9 protein-coding genes and 1 tRNA gene are annotated in these 16,581 nt (G+C 66.0%); 3 read left to right on the forward strand and 7 right to left on the reverse strand.

What is annotated here, in order from left to right; genetic code table 11:
- Nucleotides 1-6 precede the first annotated feature (6 nt).
- Nucleotides 7-2,526 carry a sensor histidine kinase gene (locus QFZ57_RS16155; protein WP_306900941.1) on the forward strand — a complete coding sequence of 840 codons (2,520 nt, stop codon included), beginning with the start codon at nucleotides 7-9 and terminating at the stop codon, nucleotides 2,524-2,526.
- A 29-nt stretch (nucleotides 2,527-2,555) separates the two neighbouring features.
- Nucleotides 2,556-3,257 carry a response regulator gene (locus QFZ57_RS16160; RefSeq protein ID WP_306900942.1) on the forward strand — a complete coding sequence of 234 codons (702 nt, stop codon included), beginning with the start codon at nucleotides 2,556-2,558 and terminating at the stop codon, nucleotides 3,255-3,257.
- Nucleotides 3,258-4,285: 1,028 nt separating this feature from the next.
- Here QFZ57_RS16160 and QFZ57_RS16165 read toward each other — a convergent pair.
- Nucleotides 4,286-4,367 (reverse strand) — tRNA-Leu (locus QFZ57_RS16165).
- A gap of 200 nt (nucleotides 4,368-4,567) precedes the next feature.
- Here QFZ57_RS16165 and QFZ57_RS16170 point away from each other — a divergent pair.
- Nucleotides 4,568-5,173: an ANTAR domain-containing response regulator gene (locus tag QFZ57_RS16170; protein ID WP_306631537.1), complete on the forward strand. Its 606-nt coding sequence runs from the start codon at nucleotides 4,568-4,570 to the stop codon at nucleotides 5,171-5,173.
- Nucleotides 5,174-5,261: 88 nt separating this feature from the next.
- Here QFZ57_RS16170 and pyk read toward each other — a convergent pair whose 3' ends face one another.
- From pyk to trpB, 6 genes are all read right to left on the reverse strand, one after another.
- Nucleotides 5,262-6,752 (reverse strand): pyruvate kinase, encoded by a 1,491-nt coding sequence (gene pyk / locus QFZ57_RS16175; protein WP_306631538.1) that lies wholly within the window; start codon nucleotides 6,750-6,752, stop codon nucleotides 5,262-5,264.
- Nucleotides 6,753-6,829: 77 nt separating this feature from the next.
- Nucleotides 6,830-8,287 carry a glutamate synthase subunit beta gene (locus tag QFZ57_RS16180; protein ID WP_306900943.1) on the reverse strand — a complete coding sequence of 486 codons (1,458 nt, stop codon included), beginning with the start codon at nucleotides 8,285-8,287 and terminating at the stop codon, nucleotides 6,830-6,832.
- The gene (gene gltB / locus QFZ57_RS16185) at nucleotides 8,280-12,893 is read right to left on the reverse strand and encodes a glutamate synthase large subunit (RefSeq protein ID WP_306900945.1); all 4,614 of its coding nucleotides are present in this window, start codon (nucleotides 12,891-12,893) and stop codon (nucleotides 8,280-8,282) included. Before gltB ends, QFZ57_RS16180 begins: the two co-directional genes overlap by 8 nt.
- A gap of 264 nt (nucleotides 12,894-13,157) precedes the next feature.
- On the reverse strand, nucleotides 13,158-14,324 hold the full coding sequence (gene lgt, locus QFZ57_RS16190) for a prolipoprotein diacylglyceryl transferase (RefSeq protein ID WP_306900946.1): 1,167 nt from the start codon (nucleotides 14,322-14,324) through the stop codon (nucleotides 13,158-13,160).
- 3 nt (nucleotides 14,325-14,327) lie between these two features.
- Nucleotides 14,328-15,161 (reverse strand): tryptophan synthase subunit alpha, encoded by an 834-nt coding sequence (gene trpA, locus QFZ57_RS16195; protein WP_306901601.1) that lies wholly within the window; start codon nucleotides 15,159-15,161, stop codon nucleotides 14,328-14,330.
- Nucleotides 15,162-15,172: 11 nt separating this feature from the next.
- Nucleotides 15,173-16,492 carry a tryptophan synthase subunit beta gene (gene trpB, locus QFZ57_RS16200; RefSeq protein WP_306900947.1) on the reverse strand — a complete coding sequence of 440 codons (1,320 nt, stop codon included), beginning with the start codon at nucleotides 16,490-16,492 and terminating at the stop codon, nucleotides 15,173-15,175.
- Nucleotides 16,493-16,581 lie beyond the last annotated feature (89 nt).

Here is a 16,581-nt window from a genome sequence, read left to right on the forward strand (position 1 = left end):
GGGACCATGGACCGCGGAACTCTGCGCATTTTCCTCGGCGCCGCCCCCGGCGTCGGCAAAACCTACGCCATGCTCGAGGAAGCGCACCGGATGGCTGCGGCGGGCGACGACCTCGTCATCGCCGTCGTGATGGACCACGGGCGGGCCCAGACGGCGGCACTCACCCAAGGGCTTGAGCAGATCCCGCTGCGCAGCATTGAGTACCGCGGCACGCAGCTGCCGGAGATGGATGTCGACGCCGTGCTGGCCCGGAAACCGCACACGGCCCTCGTGGACGAGTACGCCCACACGAACGCCCCGGGTAGTCGGCATCCCAAGCGCTGGGAAGACGTCGACGAGCTCCTCGCCGCCGGGATCAACGTGCTGACCACTGTCAACGTCCAGCATCTCGCGTCACTCAACGACGTCGTCGCGTCCATCACCGGAGCGCGCCAGCAGGAAGTCATCCCCGACGCGATCGTGCGCAAAGCCGACCAGATCGAACTGGTGGACATTCCGCCCGAGGTCCTCCGGCAGCGACTGAGCTCCGGGCTCGTTTATGCGCCGGAAAAAATTGATGCGGCCCTCGCCAACTACTTCCGGCTCGGCAACCTCTCCGCGCTGCGCGAGATGGCGCTGATCTGGCTCGCCGACCGCGTTGAGGAAGGACTTGCCCAGTACCGGCAGCAGCACAAGATCGATGAAACCTGGCCCGCCCGGGAACGCGTCGTCGTCGCGCTCACCGGCGGCCCTGAAGGCGAGGCTCTGCTGCGGCGTGCTGCACGCATCCTCTCCCGGGTTAGTGGCGGCGACCTGCTCGCCGTCCATGTCCGGAGGCCGGACGGACTGGCCGAAGGCTCAGAGCAGTCCCTGGCCCTGCAGCGTAAGCTCGTCGAGGATCTTGGCGGAAGCTATCACCAGCTCGCCGGGGACGATGTCGCCGGCAGCCTGCTCGACTTCGCCCGGAGCGTCAACGCCACCCAGATTGTGGTCGGCGTCTCCCGTCATACCCGCCTCCAGCAGCTCCTCGGGGCAGGAAGCGTGGGCGTGTCTGTGGTGCGGGACTCCGGCGAGATCGACGTGCACATGGTCACCCACCCTCTTGCCGGCCGGAGCCCCAAGTTCCGGCTCACACCGGTGCTCGGGCGCACCCGCACCCTGATCGGGTACACCCTCGCGGTCATCGCCCCGGTCCTCATGACCGCGGCGCTGCTGCCTTTCCCGGGTCTGAACCTCACGACCCAAGCCCTTGCCCACCTGTGCGCGGTCGTTGCCGTCGCATTTGTTGGTGGCCTGTGGCCGGCAGCCGTCGCCGCCGTTCTCGACTCCCTCCTTCTGAACTACTTCTTCACTCCGCCGGTGGGAACCCTGACCATCAGCGATCCCCAAAACGTCTTCGCCCTCCTCGTCTTCCTCGCCGTCGCCGTCGCCTTCTCCCTCGTCATCGGCGTCTCCACCCGACGGTCCCAGGACGCCTCCACCGCCCGCGCTGAAGCCGGTACCCTCAGCGACCTGGCCCGCGGCTCTCTCGCACGCGACCAGGGTCCTGAGGAGTTCCTCGACCAGCTCCGGGAAGAGTTCCAACTGTCCGCCGTGAGCGTCCTCGCCGACGACGCCGGAACGTCGAGGGTCCTGGCACAGACCGGAACCGATGCCCCAGGGACCAACGACGAGGCCGACGGCTCCGACCGGTTGGGTGGCGGCCTCACGCTCGCATGGAAGGGCAAGCCGCTCAGCGGCGGGGAACGCCGGCTGCTCGCGGCCTTCGAAGCCCACCTCGCAGCACTGATCGAACGGCAGCAGCTCACCTTCAGCCTGCGCGAGACCGTTAAGCTCGGCGAGGCCAACCGGATCCGCACCTCCATCCTGCGCGCCGTCTCCCACGACCTGCGCACTCCGCTTGCCGGCATCCGTCTCGCCGTGACCGCACTCCGACGGCAGCGCAACAAAACCACGGCCGAAGAGCAGGCAGAAATGATCGACACCATCGACGACTACTCGTCCCGGCTCGAGAACCTCGTGGGCAACCTCCTGGACATGTCCCGCATCGACAGCGAAGCCCTCTCAATCCTCCATGAGCCCGTGACCTGGCTCGATGTCGTCTCCGAAGTTGTCCGGGAACTCCCACCGAACTCCGTGCGCGTCGATCTCGCCCCGAACCTCCCGGCGCTCGACGGCGACCGTGGACTCCTCGAAAGGGCACTGGCCAACATCGTCGAGAACGCCGTCAAGTACGCGCCGGGAAGCGATATCGTCATCGTCGCAACCACCGGCGGCCTCCTCGCCCCCGGCGCCAGCGACCGGCCCGTGAGCGAGCTGCGCGTCATCGACCACGGCACCGGCGTGCCCGCCGAGCGTGTCCTGGCCATGTTCCAGCCCTTTCAGCGTCTCGGAGACGAAAGCAACAGGGCCGGGATCGGGCTCGGCCTGGCCGTTGCGAAGGGCTTCCTCGAAGCCATGGGCGGCGAACTAACCGCCGAGCAGACACCCGGCGGCGGGCTCACAATGGTCCTGCGCGTGCCACTGTACGTTGGACCCCAGGACTAACCCTGCAAGGGCAGGACAAGAAAGGGACGATGAAGCGCATCCTCGTGGTCGACGACGAGCCACAACTCCTGCGTGCAATGCAGATCAACCTCCGCGCCGAAGGCTACGCCGTCTCCGTCGCATCCAACGGCACCGAAGCCTTGCGCCTGGCCGCGTCCAACCCGCCGGACGTCATCGTCCTCGACCTTGGACTGCCAGACATGGACGGCGCCGACGTCATCCGGGGCATCCGGGGCTGGTCTGAACTGCCGATCGTCGTTCTCTCGGCTCGACAGGGATCAACGGACAAGGTCGAGGCTCTTGACGCCGGCGCTGATGACTACGTGACCAAGCCCTTTGGCCTCGACGAACTCCTCGCCCGGCTCCGCGCCGTCGAACGACGCTCCGCCCACTCCTCGCCAGGCGGGGTGATCGAAACAGGCAACCTCCTCATCGACCTCGGCGCGGCCACCGTCACCCGCGCTGGCGAACGCGTCCACCTCACCCCACGCGAATGGGACGTCCTGCAACTGCTTGTCGCCAACCGCGGCAAACTCATCACCCAGCGCCAACTCCTTCAGACAGTATGGGGACCGGCCTACAAGGAAGAAACGCAATACCTGCGCGTCTACATGGCCCAACTGCGCCGCAAACTCGAAACCGACCCCGCACACCCCAAACACCTCATCACAGCAGCCGGACAGGGATACAGGTTCGAAGAATCACCCGAGTTGAACCCGCATCGAAGCTGACCACGTCCGCGCACGAATGCTACGAGACGACCTAACCCACCGGCAGCGGTACGACACAGATCGCTAACAAAACACCGCCATTTATCCCTGCGAGTCACACGGAGCGGTTCCAGAGAACGATGGCGTCTCAACAACCTGTCTCACTTGGGACTATCTCAACTAAAGGGAAAGTGACCTTTGATGCCCCGGCACACCCTGATACATCGCCCTGCACGACCTGGTTAGGAACAACGAAACGGCCGGCCTGCTCGCGATGCCGCACAGGTAGACCACCTTGCAACCCATCTATGGGATGTTCCAGAATGTTAGAACTGGAACACATCTGTTAAGCCTGTTCTTCATTTGGTCCATATCAGGTCGTCGAGTATCAGAGCGGACCAATCGGCGGAACAGCCCGGCGAAGTGCCAGGTTAGAGGGCGGCAGCACCGGGAGTAACTGCCCGCCGTCCAAACACTCAAGGTGCCAGTTATCGGTCCGCTCCTGCCCGTTGGTCATGGAGCGCTCCTCCCCCGCGCTCTTGAGGAGCCGGCTTCGCTGTTGTCCTTCTGCCGGCTGTTAGGCGGCTTGCCTGCGCTGTCAGGACACCAGGCACCGCCAGCAACCCCTAAAATCGCTACGTCAGTCTTCCGCCCGGCGATCAAACAAAGCAGACGTAAGTGTGGACACTGTCCACACCCTCTTTGGCAGGACAAACCTCGGGCCGCGCCTCTCGCGGGCACGCCCTAAGACCGCCTCCCAGGGGCGCCCATTAGCGAGATCGCCGAAGTCATGTCGTCCCCGCTTCCCTGACACCTGAACAGGTGTAGGCCACCCCCGGCCAACCCGAAAGAACCGGAACGAGGAACCATATAAGCCACTTCAGCAGGCGGAAGGCCCACCAGCCAGGGACTTGAACCCGCCACCCCACACACCTGAACAGGCTCCGCGGCGGCCAGGCCACAGCCCGCGCATCTAGCGTCAGAGGGACGCCACCACAAGCTTTGTACACACGTTAAAGCAAAAACCCCTCTGACGAGGGGATATGCTGTGCCCGAGGTGGGACTCGAACCCACACACCTTTCGATACCGCATTTTGAGTGCGGCGCGTCTGCCAATTCCGCCACTCGGGCGCGGATTACGTGGAGGAAAGTACGCCCACAGCTGACTGTGAGCAACGCGATCGCTTCACGTACGCGGAATCACTCTACATGCAGATAGGCTGAATTCCAGAATCGCGCCGCCGTCGCCGCAAACAAACCCTGCAAGCCAAGTACAGCCGCGGTGGCACCTAAGATAGTGATGTCCCGCCGTACCTTTTCAAGGAGATCCCGTGACTGAACAGACGGATTCCAAGCCCACGTCCCAGCCGGCGCGCCGCGTCATTGTGGCTGAGGATGAAACCCTCATCCGCCTCGATATCATCGAGATCCTGCGCGGCGAAGGATATGACGTCGTGGGTGAGGCGGACAACGGTGAGAAAGCCGTCCAGCTCGCCGAGGAACTCAAGCCCGACCTGGTCCTCATGGACGTCAAGATGCCTGTCATGGACGGCATCTCCGCCGCCGAGAAGATCGTCAAGGCCCGCATTGCTCCCGTGGTGCTGCTGACCGCCTTCAGCCAGAAGGAACTGGTGGAGCGTGCCCGCGACGCCGGCGCCATGGCGTACGTGGTGAAGCCGTTCACCCCGGCGGACCTCATCCCCGCCCTGGAGATCGCCCTCTCCCGCCACGAGGAAATCAAGGCCCTCGAGGGCGAGGTTTCCGACCTGCAGGAGCAGTTCGCCACCCGCAAGCTCGTGGAACGCGCCAAGAGCCTCCTGACCACCAAGATGGGCCTCACCGAACCGGAAGCCTTCCGCTGGATCCAGAAGACCTCCATGGACCGCCGCCTCAGCATGCGCGAGGTTGCCGAGACCATCATCAACCAGGTCAACTAAGTCCCAGCACAACAAACAAAAGCGAAACAAACAAAAGGGAGGATCCCCACCAACCGGTGGGGATCCTCCCTTTTTCAGCCTTAAAGGACTAGGCCTTCTTCTTCCGTTCCGGCCAGGGGCCGAGCTTTTCCTTGTTGCTGCTGACTTCACCCGCATAAGTGGAGTCGGCGAGGTCACCCACCTTGTGCACCTTCAGGGAGTTGGTGGAACCGGCCTTTCCGGGAGGGGACCCGGCGGCGATGACCACCAGGTCACCGTCCTGGACCAGGCCCATCTCCATGAGGCTGCGGTCAACCTGGGCGGTCATGGCATCGGTGTGGTCCACCATCTGGACGAGCACCGGCTGGATGCCCCACGTCAGCGCCAGCTGGTTCCAGACCTGCTCCACCGGAGTGAACGCGAAGACGGGCTTGATGGGACGCAGGCGGGACAGGCGGCGTGCGGAGTCGCCGGACTGGGTGAAAGCACAGATGTACTTGGCGTCCAGCTGGTCGGCGATTTCGACGGCGGCACGGGTGATGGCGCCACCGCGGGTCTTGGGCTTGGTCCCCAGCGGGGGGACGCGCTCCAGGCCGTGGACCTCGGTGGACTCGATGATCCGGGCCATAACCTTGACGGTCTCGATCGGGTACTTGCCCACGCTGGTCTCGCCGGAGAGCATCACGGCGTCCGCACCGTCAAGGACGGCGTTGGCGCAGTCGGAAGCCTCTGCACGTGTGGGGCGTGGGTTGTCGATCATGGATTCCAGGACCTGGGTTGCCACGATGACCGGCTTGGCCCAGCGGCGGGCCAGTTCGATGGCGCGCTTCTGCACGATCGGCACTTCCTCCAGCGGAAGCTCCACACCCAGGTCGCCACGGGCCACCATGATGGCGTCGAACGCGTCGATGATCTCGGGCAGCTGCTCCACGGCCTGCGGCTTTTCGATCTTGGCGATGACCGGCACACGGCGGCCTTCCTCATCCATGATCTCGTGCACGCGGCTGATGTCGGAGGCGTCACGCACGAAGGACAATGCCACCAGGTCAACGCCGCGGCGCATGGCCCAGCGGAGGTCGTCCTCGTCCTTTTCGCTCAGCGCGGGGACGTTCACGGCCACGCCGGGAAGGTTGATGCCCTTGTTGTTGGACACCATGCCGCCGACGGTCACCTCGGCGACTACCTTGACGTCGTCGACCTCAATGGCGCGAAGTGCCACCTTGCCGTCGTCGATCAGCAGCGCGTCGCCCACCTTGACGTCGTCGGTGAGGCTCTTCAGGGTGGTGGAGCAGATCTCCTGGGTGCCGGGAACATCCTCGGTGGTGATGGTGAAAATGTCACCCACGGCGAGGGCGTGCGGGCCATCCACGAAGCGGCCCAGGCGGATTTTGGGGCCCTGCAGGTCAGCCATGATGGCGACGGCCTTGCCAAGATCGGCGGCGGCCTTGCGGACGTTCTCGTACGTGTTGTCATGCACGGTGTAGTCGCCGTGGCTCATGTTCATGCGGGCGACGTCAACGCCGGCCTCCAGCACCGCGAGGGTGTTTTCGTAGCTGGCGATTGCCGGCCCAAATGTAGCCACAATTTTTGCGCGTCTCATATACCTACCCTATTGGTCTCTTGCATTGGTTAAGTTGTCTGCGAGGTGAACCCTCGGTGCATCCCCCGGGGCTGCGGTTAGAGGACGGCGATGGCGCGGTCCGTCGGCGCTACGGGAGCGGGAAGGATGGTGCTTCCCATCAGGTACTTGTCCACGGCGGCAGCAGCGGCGCGTCCTTCGGCGATGGCCCACACGATCAGGGACTGCCCTCGGCCGGCGTCACCGGCAACAAAGACACCTTCGGTGTTGGTCATGTAGTAGCCGTCGCGGGCCACGTTGCCGCGGCCGTCGAACTCGGCGTGCACCTGCTCGTTGATGCCGGCAGGTTCAGCGCCGGTGAAGCCGAGCGAGAGGAACACCAGGTCGGCCGGGATGATCCGCTCGGTGCCGGCCTTCGGGAGGCGCTTGCCATCGACGAACTCGGTCTCGGCCACCTTCACGCCGGTCAGCTTGCCGTTTTCGCCAACGAACTCGACGGTGGAGGCGAGGTAGGTGCGTTCGCCGCCTTCTTCGTGCGCGCTGGCCACCTCGAACAGGTTGGGGAACGTGGGCCAAGGCTGGTGGCTGGCACGCTCCGACGGCGGCTGCTTGCCAATGGCCAGGGTGGTGACGGACGCGGCGCCGTGACGGTGCGCCGTGCCCAGGCAGTCCGCTCCGGTATCGCCACCGCCCAGGATCACCACGTGCTTGCCGTGGGCGTTGATCTGGTTCTCGAGGGTCTCCCCCGCAACCACGCGGTTGGCGGGCACCAGGTAGTCCATGGCGAAGTGGACGCCGTCCAGGTTGCGGCCCGGGATGGGCAGGTCACGCGGAACGGTGGCACCCGTGCAGACCACAACGGCGTCGTAGCGCCGGCGCAGCTGCTCCCAGGTGACGTCGGTGCCCACGGAGACGCCGGTCCGGAAGCGGGTGCCTTCCGCCTTCATCTGCTCGACGCGGCGGTCCACCTGCTCCTTTTCCATCTTGAAGTCGGGGATGCCGTAGCGCAGCAGGCCGCCGATCTTGTCGTCCCGTTCATAGACGGCAACGGTGTGGCCCACGCGGGTGAGCTGCTGGGCGACGGCCAGGCCGGCCGGCCCGGAACCGACCACCGCAACGGTCTTGCCGGTCAGGCGGGCGGGCGGCAGCGGGTTGACCCAGCCGTTGTCCCAGGCCTCGTCGATGATCGAGACTTCCACCTGCTTGATGGTGACGGCGGGCTGGTTGATGCCCAGGACGCAGGACGCCTCGCAGGGCGCGGGGCATAGCCGGCCGGTGAACTCGGGGAAGTTGTTCGTGGCGTGCAGGCGCTCGATTGCTTCCTCGCCCTTGTCCCGCCACATGAGGTCGTTCCACTCGGGAATGAGGTTGCCCAGCGGGCAGCCCTGGTGGCAGAACGGGATGCCGCAGTCCATGCAGCGCCCAGCCTGGGCCTTCAGCGTGCCCTTTTCCTGCGCCTCATAGACCTCTTTCCAGTCCATGATGCGAACGGGAACGGGACGGCGTGGCTGGGTTTCACGCTGGCGTACTTTCAGAAATCCGCGTGGATCAGCCACCGGTCACCTCCAGGATTCGAGACCATACTTCTTCGCCGTCCGGGTCAAGGCCCTCTTCGATGGCGTCGAGACGGGTTTGCAGCACGGCCGCGTAGTCGCGCGGCAGTACCTTGGTGATGCGGGCGGCGGTGTCATCGAAGTTCTCGAGGAGGCGCGCCGCCAGCTGGGAGTCAGTTTCTTCCACGTGCTTGACCAGCAGGCCGTGCACGATGTCGCGGTCCTCGGCGTCCAGCTCGCGGAGCTGGAGTTCGCCGGACTGCAGGGCGTCCTTGTTGACCTTGGCAGTGTCAAGGTCCAGGACGTAGGCGGTGCCGCCGGACATGCCGGCGCCGAAGTTCCGGCCGGTCCGGCCGATGATCAGCGTCTGGCCACCGGTCATGTACTCGCAGCCATGATCGCCGATGCCTTCGACGACGGCGGTGGCACCCGAGTTGCGGACCAGGAAGCGTTCGCCCACCTGGCCGCGCAGGAACATCTCACCGCTGGTGGCGCCGTAGCCGATCACGTTGCCGGCGATGACGTTCGTTTCGGCCTTGAACACGTTGGTCCGGTCCGGCCGGACGATGATGCGGCCGCCGGAGAGGCCCTTGCCCACATAGTCGTTCGAATCGCCGAACAGCCGCAGGGTGATGCCTGCGGGCAGGAAGGCGCCCAGGGACTGGCCGGCGGTGCCGTTCAGCGTGATGTCGATCGTATCCGTGGCCAGTACATCGGTGCCAAAGGTCTTGGTCACGACGTGCCCCAGCATGGTGCCCACCGAACGGTCGGTGTTGATGACGTCGACGGTGATCTTCACCGGGCTGCGGTCGGTCAGGGCCTCGGTGGCCATGGTGATCAGGCGCTGGTCGAAGTGCTTGTCCAGCTCGTGGTTCTGGCCGGTCATGTTGCGCAGCGGCGCGTCGTCGTCGAACTCCAGGCCGTGCAGGATGGGGTCCAGGTCCAGGCCGTCGGCTTTCCAGTGGTTGACCGCTTCGCGGGCGTCCAGGACCTCGGCATGGCCGATGGCCTCTTCGAGGCTGCGGAAGCCAAGCTCCGCCAGGATCTCGCGGACTTCCTCGGCCAGGAACTCGAAGAAGTTGACCACGAACTCCGGCTTGCCGCTGAAGCGCGCCCGCAATTCGGGGTTCTGCGTGGCAACGCCCACCGGGCAGGTGTCCAGGTGGCAGACGCGCATCATGATGCAGCCTTCCACCACCAGCGGAGCGGTGGCGAAGCCAAACTCCTCGCCGCCCAGCAGTGCGGCGATAACAACGTCGCGGCCGGTCTTGAGCTGGCCGTCCACCTGCACCACAACGCGGTCGCGCAGGCCGTTGAGCATCAGCGTCTGCTGGGTCTCGGCCAGGCCGAGCTCCCACGGGACACCGGCGTGCTTGAGCGAGTTCAGCGGCGACGCGCCGGTCCCGCCGTCGTGGCCGGAAACGAGCACGACGTCGGCCTTGGCCTTGGTCACGCCGGACGCCACGGTGCCGATCCCCACTTCGGAGACGAGCTTGACGTGCACCCTGGCCGAAGGGTTGGCGCGCTTGGCATCGTAGATGAGCTGCGCGAGGTCCTCGATGGAGTAGATGTCGTGGTGCGGGGGCGGGGAGATCAGTCCGACGCCGGGCGTCGAGTGGCGGGTACGGGCCACCCACGGGTAGACCTTCTGCGCCATCAGCTGGCCGCCTTCGCCGGGCTTGGCGCCCTGGGCCATCTTGATCTGGATGTCATCGGCGTTGGTCAGGTAAAGGCTGGTCACGCCGAAACGGCCGGACGCGATCTGCTTGACCGCAGAGCGGCGCTTGGGGTCAAGCAGGCGCTCCACGTCTTCGCCGCCTTCACCGGTGTTGGACTTGCCGCCCAGCTGGTTCATGGCGATGGCCAGCGTCTCGTGCGCCTCCTGGGAGATGGAGCCGTAGCTCATGGCTCCCGTGGAGAACCGCTTGACGATGCTGGAGACCGGCTCCACTTCCTCAAGGGGAACCGGCGGCCGCTCGTTCTTGAACTTGAGCAGGCCGCGGAGCGTCATCAGGTTGGTGGACTGGTCGTCCACACCCTTGGTGTAGGCCTTGAAGATGTCGTAGCGGCGCTCACGCGTGGCATGCTGCAGCCGGAAGACGGTCTCCGGATTGAACAGGTGCGGCTCGCCGTCGCGGCGCCACTGGTACTCGCCGCCGCCCAGCAGGGGGCGGTGCGGCTGCTCGATGCCGCCGTCCGGGTACGCCATCTGGTGGCGCGCCGAAACCTCAGCCGCGATGACGTCCAGGCCCACGCCGCCCAGCTGGGAGTGCGTGCCGGCGAAGAATTCGTCAACCAGTTCCTGGCCCAGGCCAAGCGCCTCGAAGGTCTGGGCGCCCGTGTAGGAGGCCACCGTGGAGATGCCCATCTTCGACATGATCTTCAGGACGCCCTTGCCCAGGCCCTTGATCAGGTTGTAGACGCCGTCCTGCGGGGTGACGCCGGTGACGTCGCCGGCAGCGATGAGCTGCTCCACGGATTCCATGGCGAGGTAGGGGTTGACCGCGGACGCGCCGTAGCCAATGAGGACGGCGACGTGGTGCGTCTCGCGGACGTCCCCGGCCTCGACCACCAAGGCGGTCTTGGTGCGGTTGGCGCTGCGCAGCAGGTGGTGGTGCACGGCGCTGACCAGCAGCAGGGACGGGATGGGCGCCCACTGGGCATTGGAGTCGCGGTCAGACAGCACGACGTACTGCACGCCGCGGTTGATGGCGCCGGACACCTGCTCGCAGATTTCCGTGAGCCTGGCGCGGAGCGCGTTCTCGCCGCCTTCAGGGCGGTACAGCCCGCGGACCTTCATTGCGACGCGGAAGCCATCGGCGTCCTCGATGTTGGCGATCTTGGCGAGCTGGTCGTTGTTGATCACGGGGAACGGCAGCTGGACCTGGGGCTGGCGGACCTGCTTGGTGTCCAGCAGGTTGCCGTTGGGTCCGATGGCGCAGGTCAGCGACGTGACAAGTTCTTCACGGATGGCGTCCAGCGGCGGGTTGGTGACCTGCGCGAAGGACTGCACGAAGTAGTCGAAGAGCAGGCGCGGGCGCTTGGACAGCACGGCCACCGGGGTGTCGGAGCCCATGGCGCCCAGCGGCTCGGCGCCGGTGCGGGCCATGGGGCCCAGCAGGATCTTCAGTTCCTCGGTGGTGTAGCCGAACGTGCGCTGGCGGATGTTCACGGACGCGGCCGTGTGGACCACGTGCTCACGCTCGGGCAGGTCGTTGAGGTCGATCAGGTTGTCCTTGACCCACTCCGCCCACGGGTTGGCGGCGGCAACCTCTGCCTTGACCTCTTCGTCGTCGATAATGCGGCCGGCGTCGGTGTCCACAAGGAACATCTTGCCCGGGGACACGCGGCCTTTCTTGACCACCTTGGAGGGCTCGACGTCGATCACGCCCACCTCGGAAGCGAAGACGATCAGGCCGTCCTCGGTGATCCAGAACCGGCCCGGGCGCAGCCCGTTGCGGTCAAGGGTGGCACCCACCAGGTTGCCGTCGGTGAAGGAGACGGCGGCGGGGCCGTCCCACGGTTCCATCAGCAGGGAGTGGTACTCATAGAAGGCATGCCGGGCCGGATCCATGGTGGCGTGGTTTTCCCAGGCCTCCGGGATCATCATCATGATCGAGTGCGTGATGGGCCGGCCGGACAGCCACAGGAGCTCGGCTACCTCGTCGAAGGACGCGGAGTCCGAAGCGCCGGGGGTGCAGATGGGGTACAGCTCTTCCGGCGAGTCACCCAGCAGCGGGTTGGCCAGCTGGGACTGGCGGGCCCGCATCCAGTTCCGGTTGCCCTTGACGGTGTTGATTTCACCGTTGTGGGCGATGGTCCGGAACGGCTGCGCGAGCGGCCAGGACGGGAAGGTGTTGGTGGAGAAGCGCGAGTGCACGATCGCGAGCTTGGTCTTGAACCGCTTGTCGGAGAGGTCCGGGTAGAACGGCTCAAGCTGGGCGGTGGTGAGCATGCCCTTGTAGACGATGGTGCGGGAGGACAGCGAGGGGAAGTACACACCGAACTTGTTCTGGGCACGCTTCCGGATACGCCAGGCGCGGGAGTCCAGCTCGTTGCGGTCCAGTTCCTCCCCGTTGGCGGATGCCAGGAAAGGCTGGGAGAAGTAGGGCATGCAGGCACGGGCCATGGCGCCCACGAGGTCGGCAACCACCGGCACTTCACGCCAGCCGAGGACCTTGAGGCCCTCGTCGGCGGCCAGGCCTTCGATGCCTGCCTTGGCGGCGTCGGCTTCGCGCTGCTCCGCAGGCAGGAAGGCCGTACCCGCAACGTACTGGCCGGGAGCGGGCAGTTCGAACTCGGTAACCGCGCGGAAGAACTCGTCCGGGATCTGCATGAGGAGGCCCGCGCCGTCGCCCGTGCCCTCATCGGCACCCACGGCACCGCGGTGCTCGAGGTTGCGCAGGGCAGTCAGGGCGGCGTCGACGATGTCGTACCCGGGTTCGCCGCGAAGGGTCGCGATGATCGCGAGTCCGCAGGCGTCCTTCTCCTGTTCCGGGTTGTAGAGCCCGGCGGCCTCCGGCATGGCTGCGAAGCGCTTGAACGGCGACATTGCAGTCTCAGGCTGGTCCGGTTCGGACCAGCTGGGCGTGTTAAGAGTTTGGGTCATGGGAGACGTCCTTCCTCCTGATCGTGCGTATGGAAGGGACACCGTTGGCCCCACTCGTCGGGCGCCGCTGCGGTGGGCACAACAAAGTGTTGATTACTGGAAATTGTAGGTCAGCGCAGCCTGCTGAACTAACGGTTACGCAGGCCCCTGCCCGAGGCATCGCCACCCAGCATGTCTCTGCTGGCCGGACGGTGCCCCATGCCACGACATTGTGGTTTCCGGGCGCTTCGAGCGGTGGCTCTGCTGCCCTGCCCGGCCGGCGCCTTACTTACCGGTGCCGGCCTCCGGTGCGGGTCCTGTGGCTGTGCTGCCGGAGTGTCCGGCAGCCGTTGCATCCGTTCCGGGCTTTGAGCCGGCCGGTGCTGCCGCGGCTTCTTCCGTGGGGTCGGAAGCATGCCTGGAACCGCTGTGGTTATCAGGGAGATTACCACGCGAATCACTATTTGAGACAACATCGTCCGGATCACGGACGTCATGACTGGCCGGGGCATCCCCTCCCGGCACCGCCGGTTTCTCCGGTTCCCGGCCCGGAAGGTACACGGTGTCCGGCTCCGGGCGGCCCTTCAGGCCCAGGAGGATGAAGGCGGCCAGGGCCAGCACGAAGACGAAGATGCTGGTCCACACGTTGAGACGGGTGGTGATGCCGAAGATGCTGATCTGCTCGGCGTCGTCGATCCGCATCGCCTCGATCCAGACGCGCCCCAGGGTGTAGTACATGGCGTACAGCCAGAAGAGCCGGCTCCGGCGGAAGTTGAAGCGCCGGTCCAGGGCCAGCAGGATCAGGACGCCGGCAAGGTTCCACAGCGACTCGTAGAGGAAGGTGGGGTGGAACAGGGTGTCCGCGGGCATGCCGGCGGGAAAGTTGGGGTTGTCGGCGTCAACCTGCAGGCCCCACGGCAACGTGGTGGGACCGCCGAAGAGTTCCTGGTTGAAGTAGTTGCCCCACCGCCCGATGGCCTGTGCCAGGAGCAGGCCGGGTGCCGCGGCGTCGGCGAAAGCGCTCAGCTTCACGCCGCTGCGGCGGCAGCCGATCCACGCACCAAGGGCGCCAAGGACGACGGCACCCCAGATTCCCAGGCCGCCGCGCTGGATCTGCGGGATAAGTGAGAGGTCTCCGGTGCCGTCGAAGCCCGGACCGAAGTAGGCATCCGGTGATGACACCACGTGGTAGAGCCGGCCCCCGATGATGCCGAAGGGGATGGCCCAAATGACGATGTCCCAGACGCTGCCTTCAGGGGCGCCGCGCCTGGCCCAGCGGACGGACGTCAGCCAGAGGCCCACCACGATGCCCGCCAGGATGCACAGAGCATAGGCGTGGATCCGCAGGCTGCCCCACGGCAGGGGAATGTCGAAACCGGACCAGTCCGGGCTGGGGATGCCGGCTGGCACCAAAGCAGGGGCCAGTGTGGCTGCCTGAAGGAGTGGCTGCATGTCCTAGGCCCCGGTTCCCTGTGCCATGCCCGTTTCCCGGGCCAGGCCGGTGCTCAGGTCCTTGGTGAGGGCGCCGACCGCGTCCACTCCCCCGTCGCGGAGGGCCGCGACCAGGGCGGTGCCAACGATGACGCCTTCGGCGTAGGCTGCGATTTCCCGGACCTGGTCTGCCGTGGAGACACCCAGTCCGACGCAGACGCGTTCGGCGCCGGCACCGTGCGCGGCGGCCACGACGCCCTTGGCTGCGGTGCTGACGGACGTACGGGCGCCGGTAACACCCATGATGGAGACGGCGTACACGAACCCGCGGCTCGCGTCCACGGTCCGCTGCATGCGCTCCCCGGTGGAGGACGGCGCCACGAGGAACACGCGGTCCAGGCCGTACTTGTCCGAGGCTGCCATCCACTCGGCGGCCTCGTCCGGGATCAGGTCCGGGGTAATGAGCCCGGCTCCCCCGGCCTCTGCCAGCCGGCGCGAGAACTCATCCACGCCCATGCGGACCACCGGGTTCCAGTAGGTCATGACCAGGACGGCGGCGTCGGTCTTGCTGGTGATGCCGGCGACGACGTCGAACACCTGGCTGACATGGAAGCCCTTGGCCAGTGCCTCGGTGGTGGCGGCCTGGATGACCTGGCCGTCCATGACGGGGTCCGAGTACGGAATGCCGATTTCGATCAGGTCGGCACCGTTCTGCGCCAGGGCTATGCCTGCGGCAATGGTGTCTTCCACGCTTGGGTAGCCTGCGGGGAGATAGCCGATGAGGGCGGAGCGTCCCTGGGACCGTGCCCTGTCAATCGCTGCTGCCGACTTGCTGGTCGTCTCTGCCTTGCCGGCCATCTCTGCGCTGCTCACAGCTGCTCCCCCTCTTTGCCGATCTCGGATTCGGCGGAATTCTTGTCCAACAGGTCAAACCATTCGGCGGCGGTGGCCACATCCTTGTCACCGCGTCCGGACAGGTTGACGATCACGATCCTTTCGGCGGCCGAGGCCGGGTCCTCCGCGGCCATCCGCTGGCCCACCTTGATGGCGCCGGCCAGCGCGTGCGAGGACTCGATGGCTGGAATGATGCCCTCCGTGCGGCACAGGAGGCGGAAGGCCTCCATGGCTTCGGCGTCCGTGATGGGCTCGTAGCTGACCCGTCCGATGTCGGACAGGTAGGAGTGCTCCGGGCCAACACCGGGGTAGTCCAGGCCCGCGGAAATGGAGTGCGACTCGATGGTCTGCCCGTCGTCGTCCTGCATCAGGTAGGAGCGGGCGCCGTGCAGGACACCGGGCTTGCCCAGGGTGATCGTGGCGGCATGCCGGCCGGTCTCCACGCCCTCGCCGCCCGCCTCGAAGCCGTAGATCTTCACGGAGGGGTCGTCCAGGAACCCGTGGAAGATGCCGATGGCGTTGGAGCCGCCGCCGATGCAGGCGCAGACAGCGTCCGGGAGCCGGCCTTCCTGCTCCAGGATCTGGGCGCGGGCCTCCTCGCCGATGACCTCGTGGAAATACCGGACCATGGCCGGGAACGGGTGGGCACCGGCGGCGGTGCCCAGCAGGTAGTGGGTGTTTTCAACGTTCGCCACCCAGTCGCGCAGGGCCTCGTTGATGGCGTCCTTGAGCGTCTGGGATCCGCTGGTCACCGGAATGACGGTGGCGCCGAGCAGTTCCATCCGGGCCACGTTGAGCGCCTGGCGGCGGCAGTCCTCGGCTCCCATGTAGACCACGCATTCGAGGCCCATCAGGGCGGCGGCGGTGGCGCTGGCCACACCGTGCTGGCCGGCACCGGTCTCGGCGATGACGCGCGTCTTCCCCATCCGCTTAGCCAGCAGGGCCTGGCCCAGGACGTTGTTGATCTTGTGGGATCCGGTGTGGTTGAGGTCCTCGCGCTTGAGGAACACCCGCACTCCCCCGGCGTGCTGGGAGAACCGCTTGGCTTCTGTCAGCAGGGACGGCCGGCCGGAGTAGTTCTTGTTCAGGTCCGTAATCTGCGCCCGGAATTCGGGATCGTCCTTGGCCTTGTTGAAGGTCTCTTCAAGTTCGTCCAGGGCGGCAATGAGGGACTCCGGCATCCATCGCCCGCCGTAGTTGCCGAAGTACGGCCCCGGGGCGTGGCGGAGGGATCCGCCCTGCAGGAATGCTTCCGCGGTGTTGTTGTCAGCGTTTCCTGAGGGTGCGTCAGCCATCAGTCCTGTCCTGTTCCATGTTGGTTGGTCAAAAGTGTGCTGTTCCGGCTGGGCCGGATGGTGTGCCTGTGCTGCGGGGCCGGCGTGCG

Source organism: Arthrobacter sp. B1I2 (assembly GCF_030816485.1).
Lineage (GTDB): Bacteria > Actinomycetota > Actinomycetes > Actinomycetales > Micrococcaceae > Arthrobacter.

What these genes read in the sequence shown, in the direction of transcription:
- QFZ57_RS16160 (WP_306900942.1), top strand. Translation starts at nt 2,556, where the DNA reads ATGAAGCGCATCCTCGTGGTCGACGACGAGCCACAACTCCTGCGTGCA.
- gltB (WP_306900945.1), bottom strand. Translation starts at nt 12,893, where the DNA reads ATGACCCAAACTCTTAACACGCCCAGCTGGTCCGAACCGGACCAGCCT.
- lgt (WP_306900946.1), bottom strand. Translation starts at nt 14,324, where the DNA reads ATGCAGCCACTCCTTCAGGCAGCCACACTGGCCCCTGCTTTGGTGCCA.
- pyk (WP_306631538.1), bottom strand. Translation starts at nt 6,752, where the DNA reads ATGAGACGCGCAAAAATTGTGGCTACATTTGGGCCGGCAATCGCCAGC.
- trpA (WP_306901601.1), bottom strand. Translation starts at nt 15,161, where the DNA reads ATGGCCGGCAAGGCAGAGACGACCAGCAAGTCGGCAGCAGCGATTGAC.
- trpB (WP_306900947.1), bottom strand. Translation starts at nt 16,492, where the DNA reads ATGGCTGACGCACCCTCAGGAAACGCTGACAACAACACCGCGGAAGCA.
- QFZ57_RS16155 (WP_306900941.1), top strand. Translation starts at nt 7, where the DNA reads ATGGACCGCGGAACTCTGCGCATTTTCCTCGGCGCCGCCCCCGGCGTC.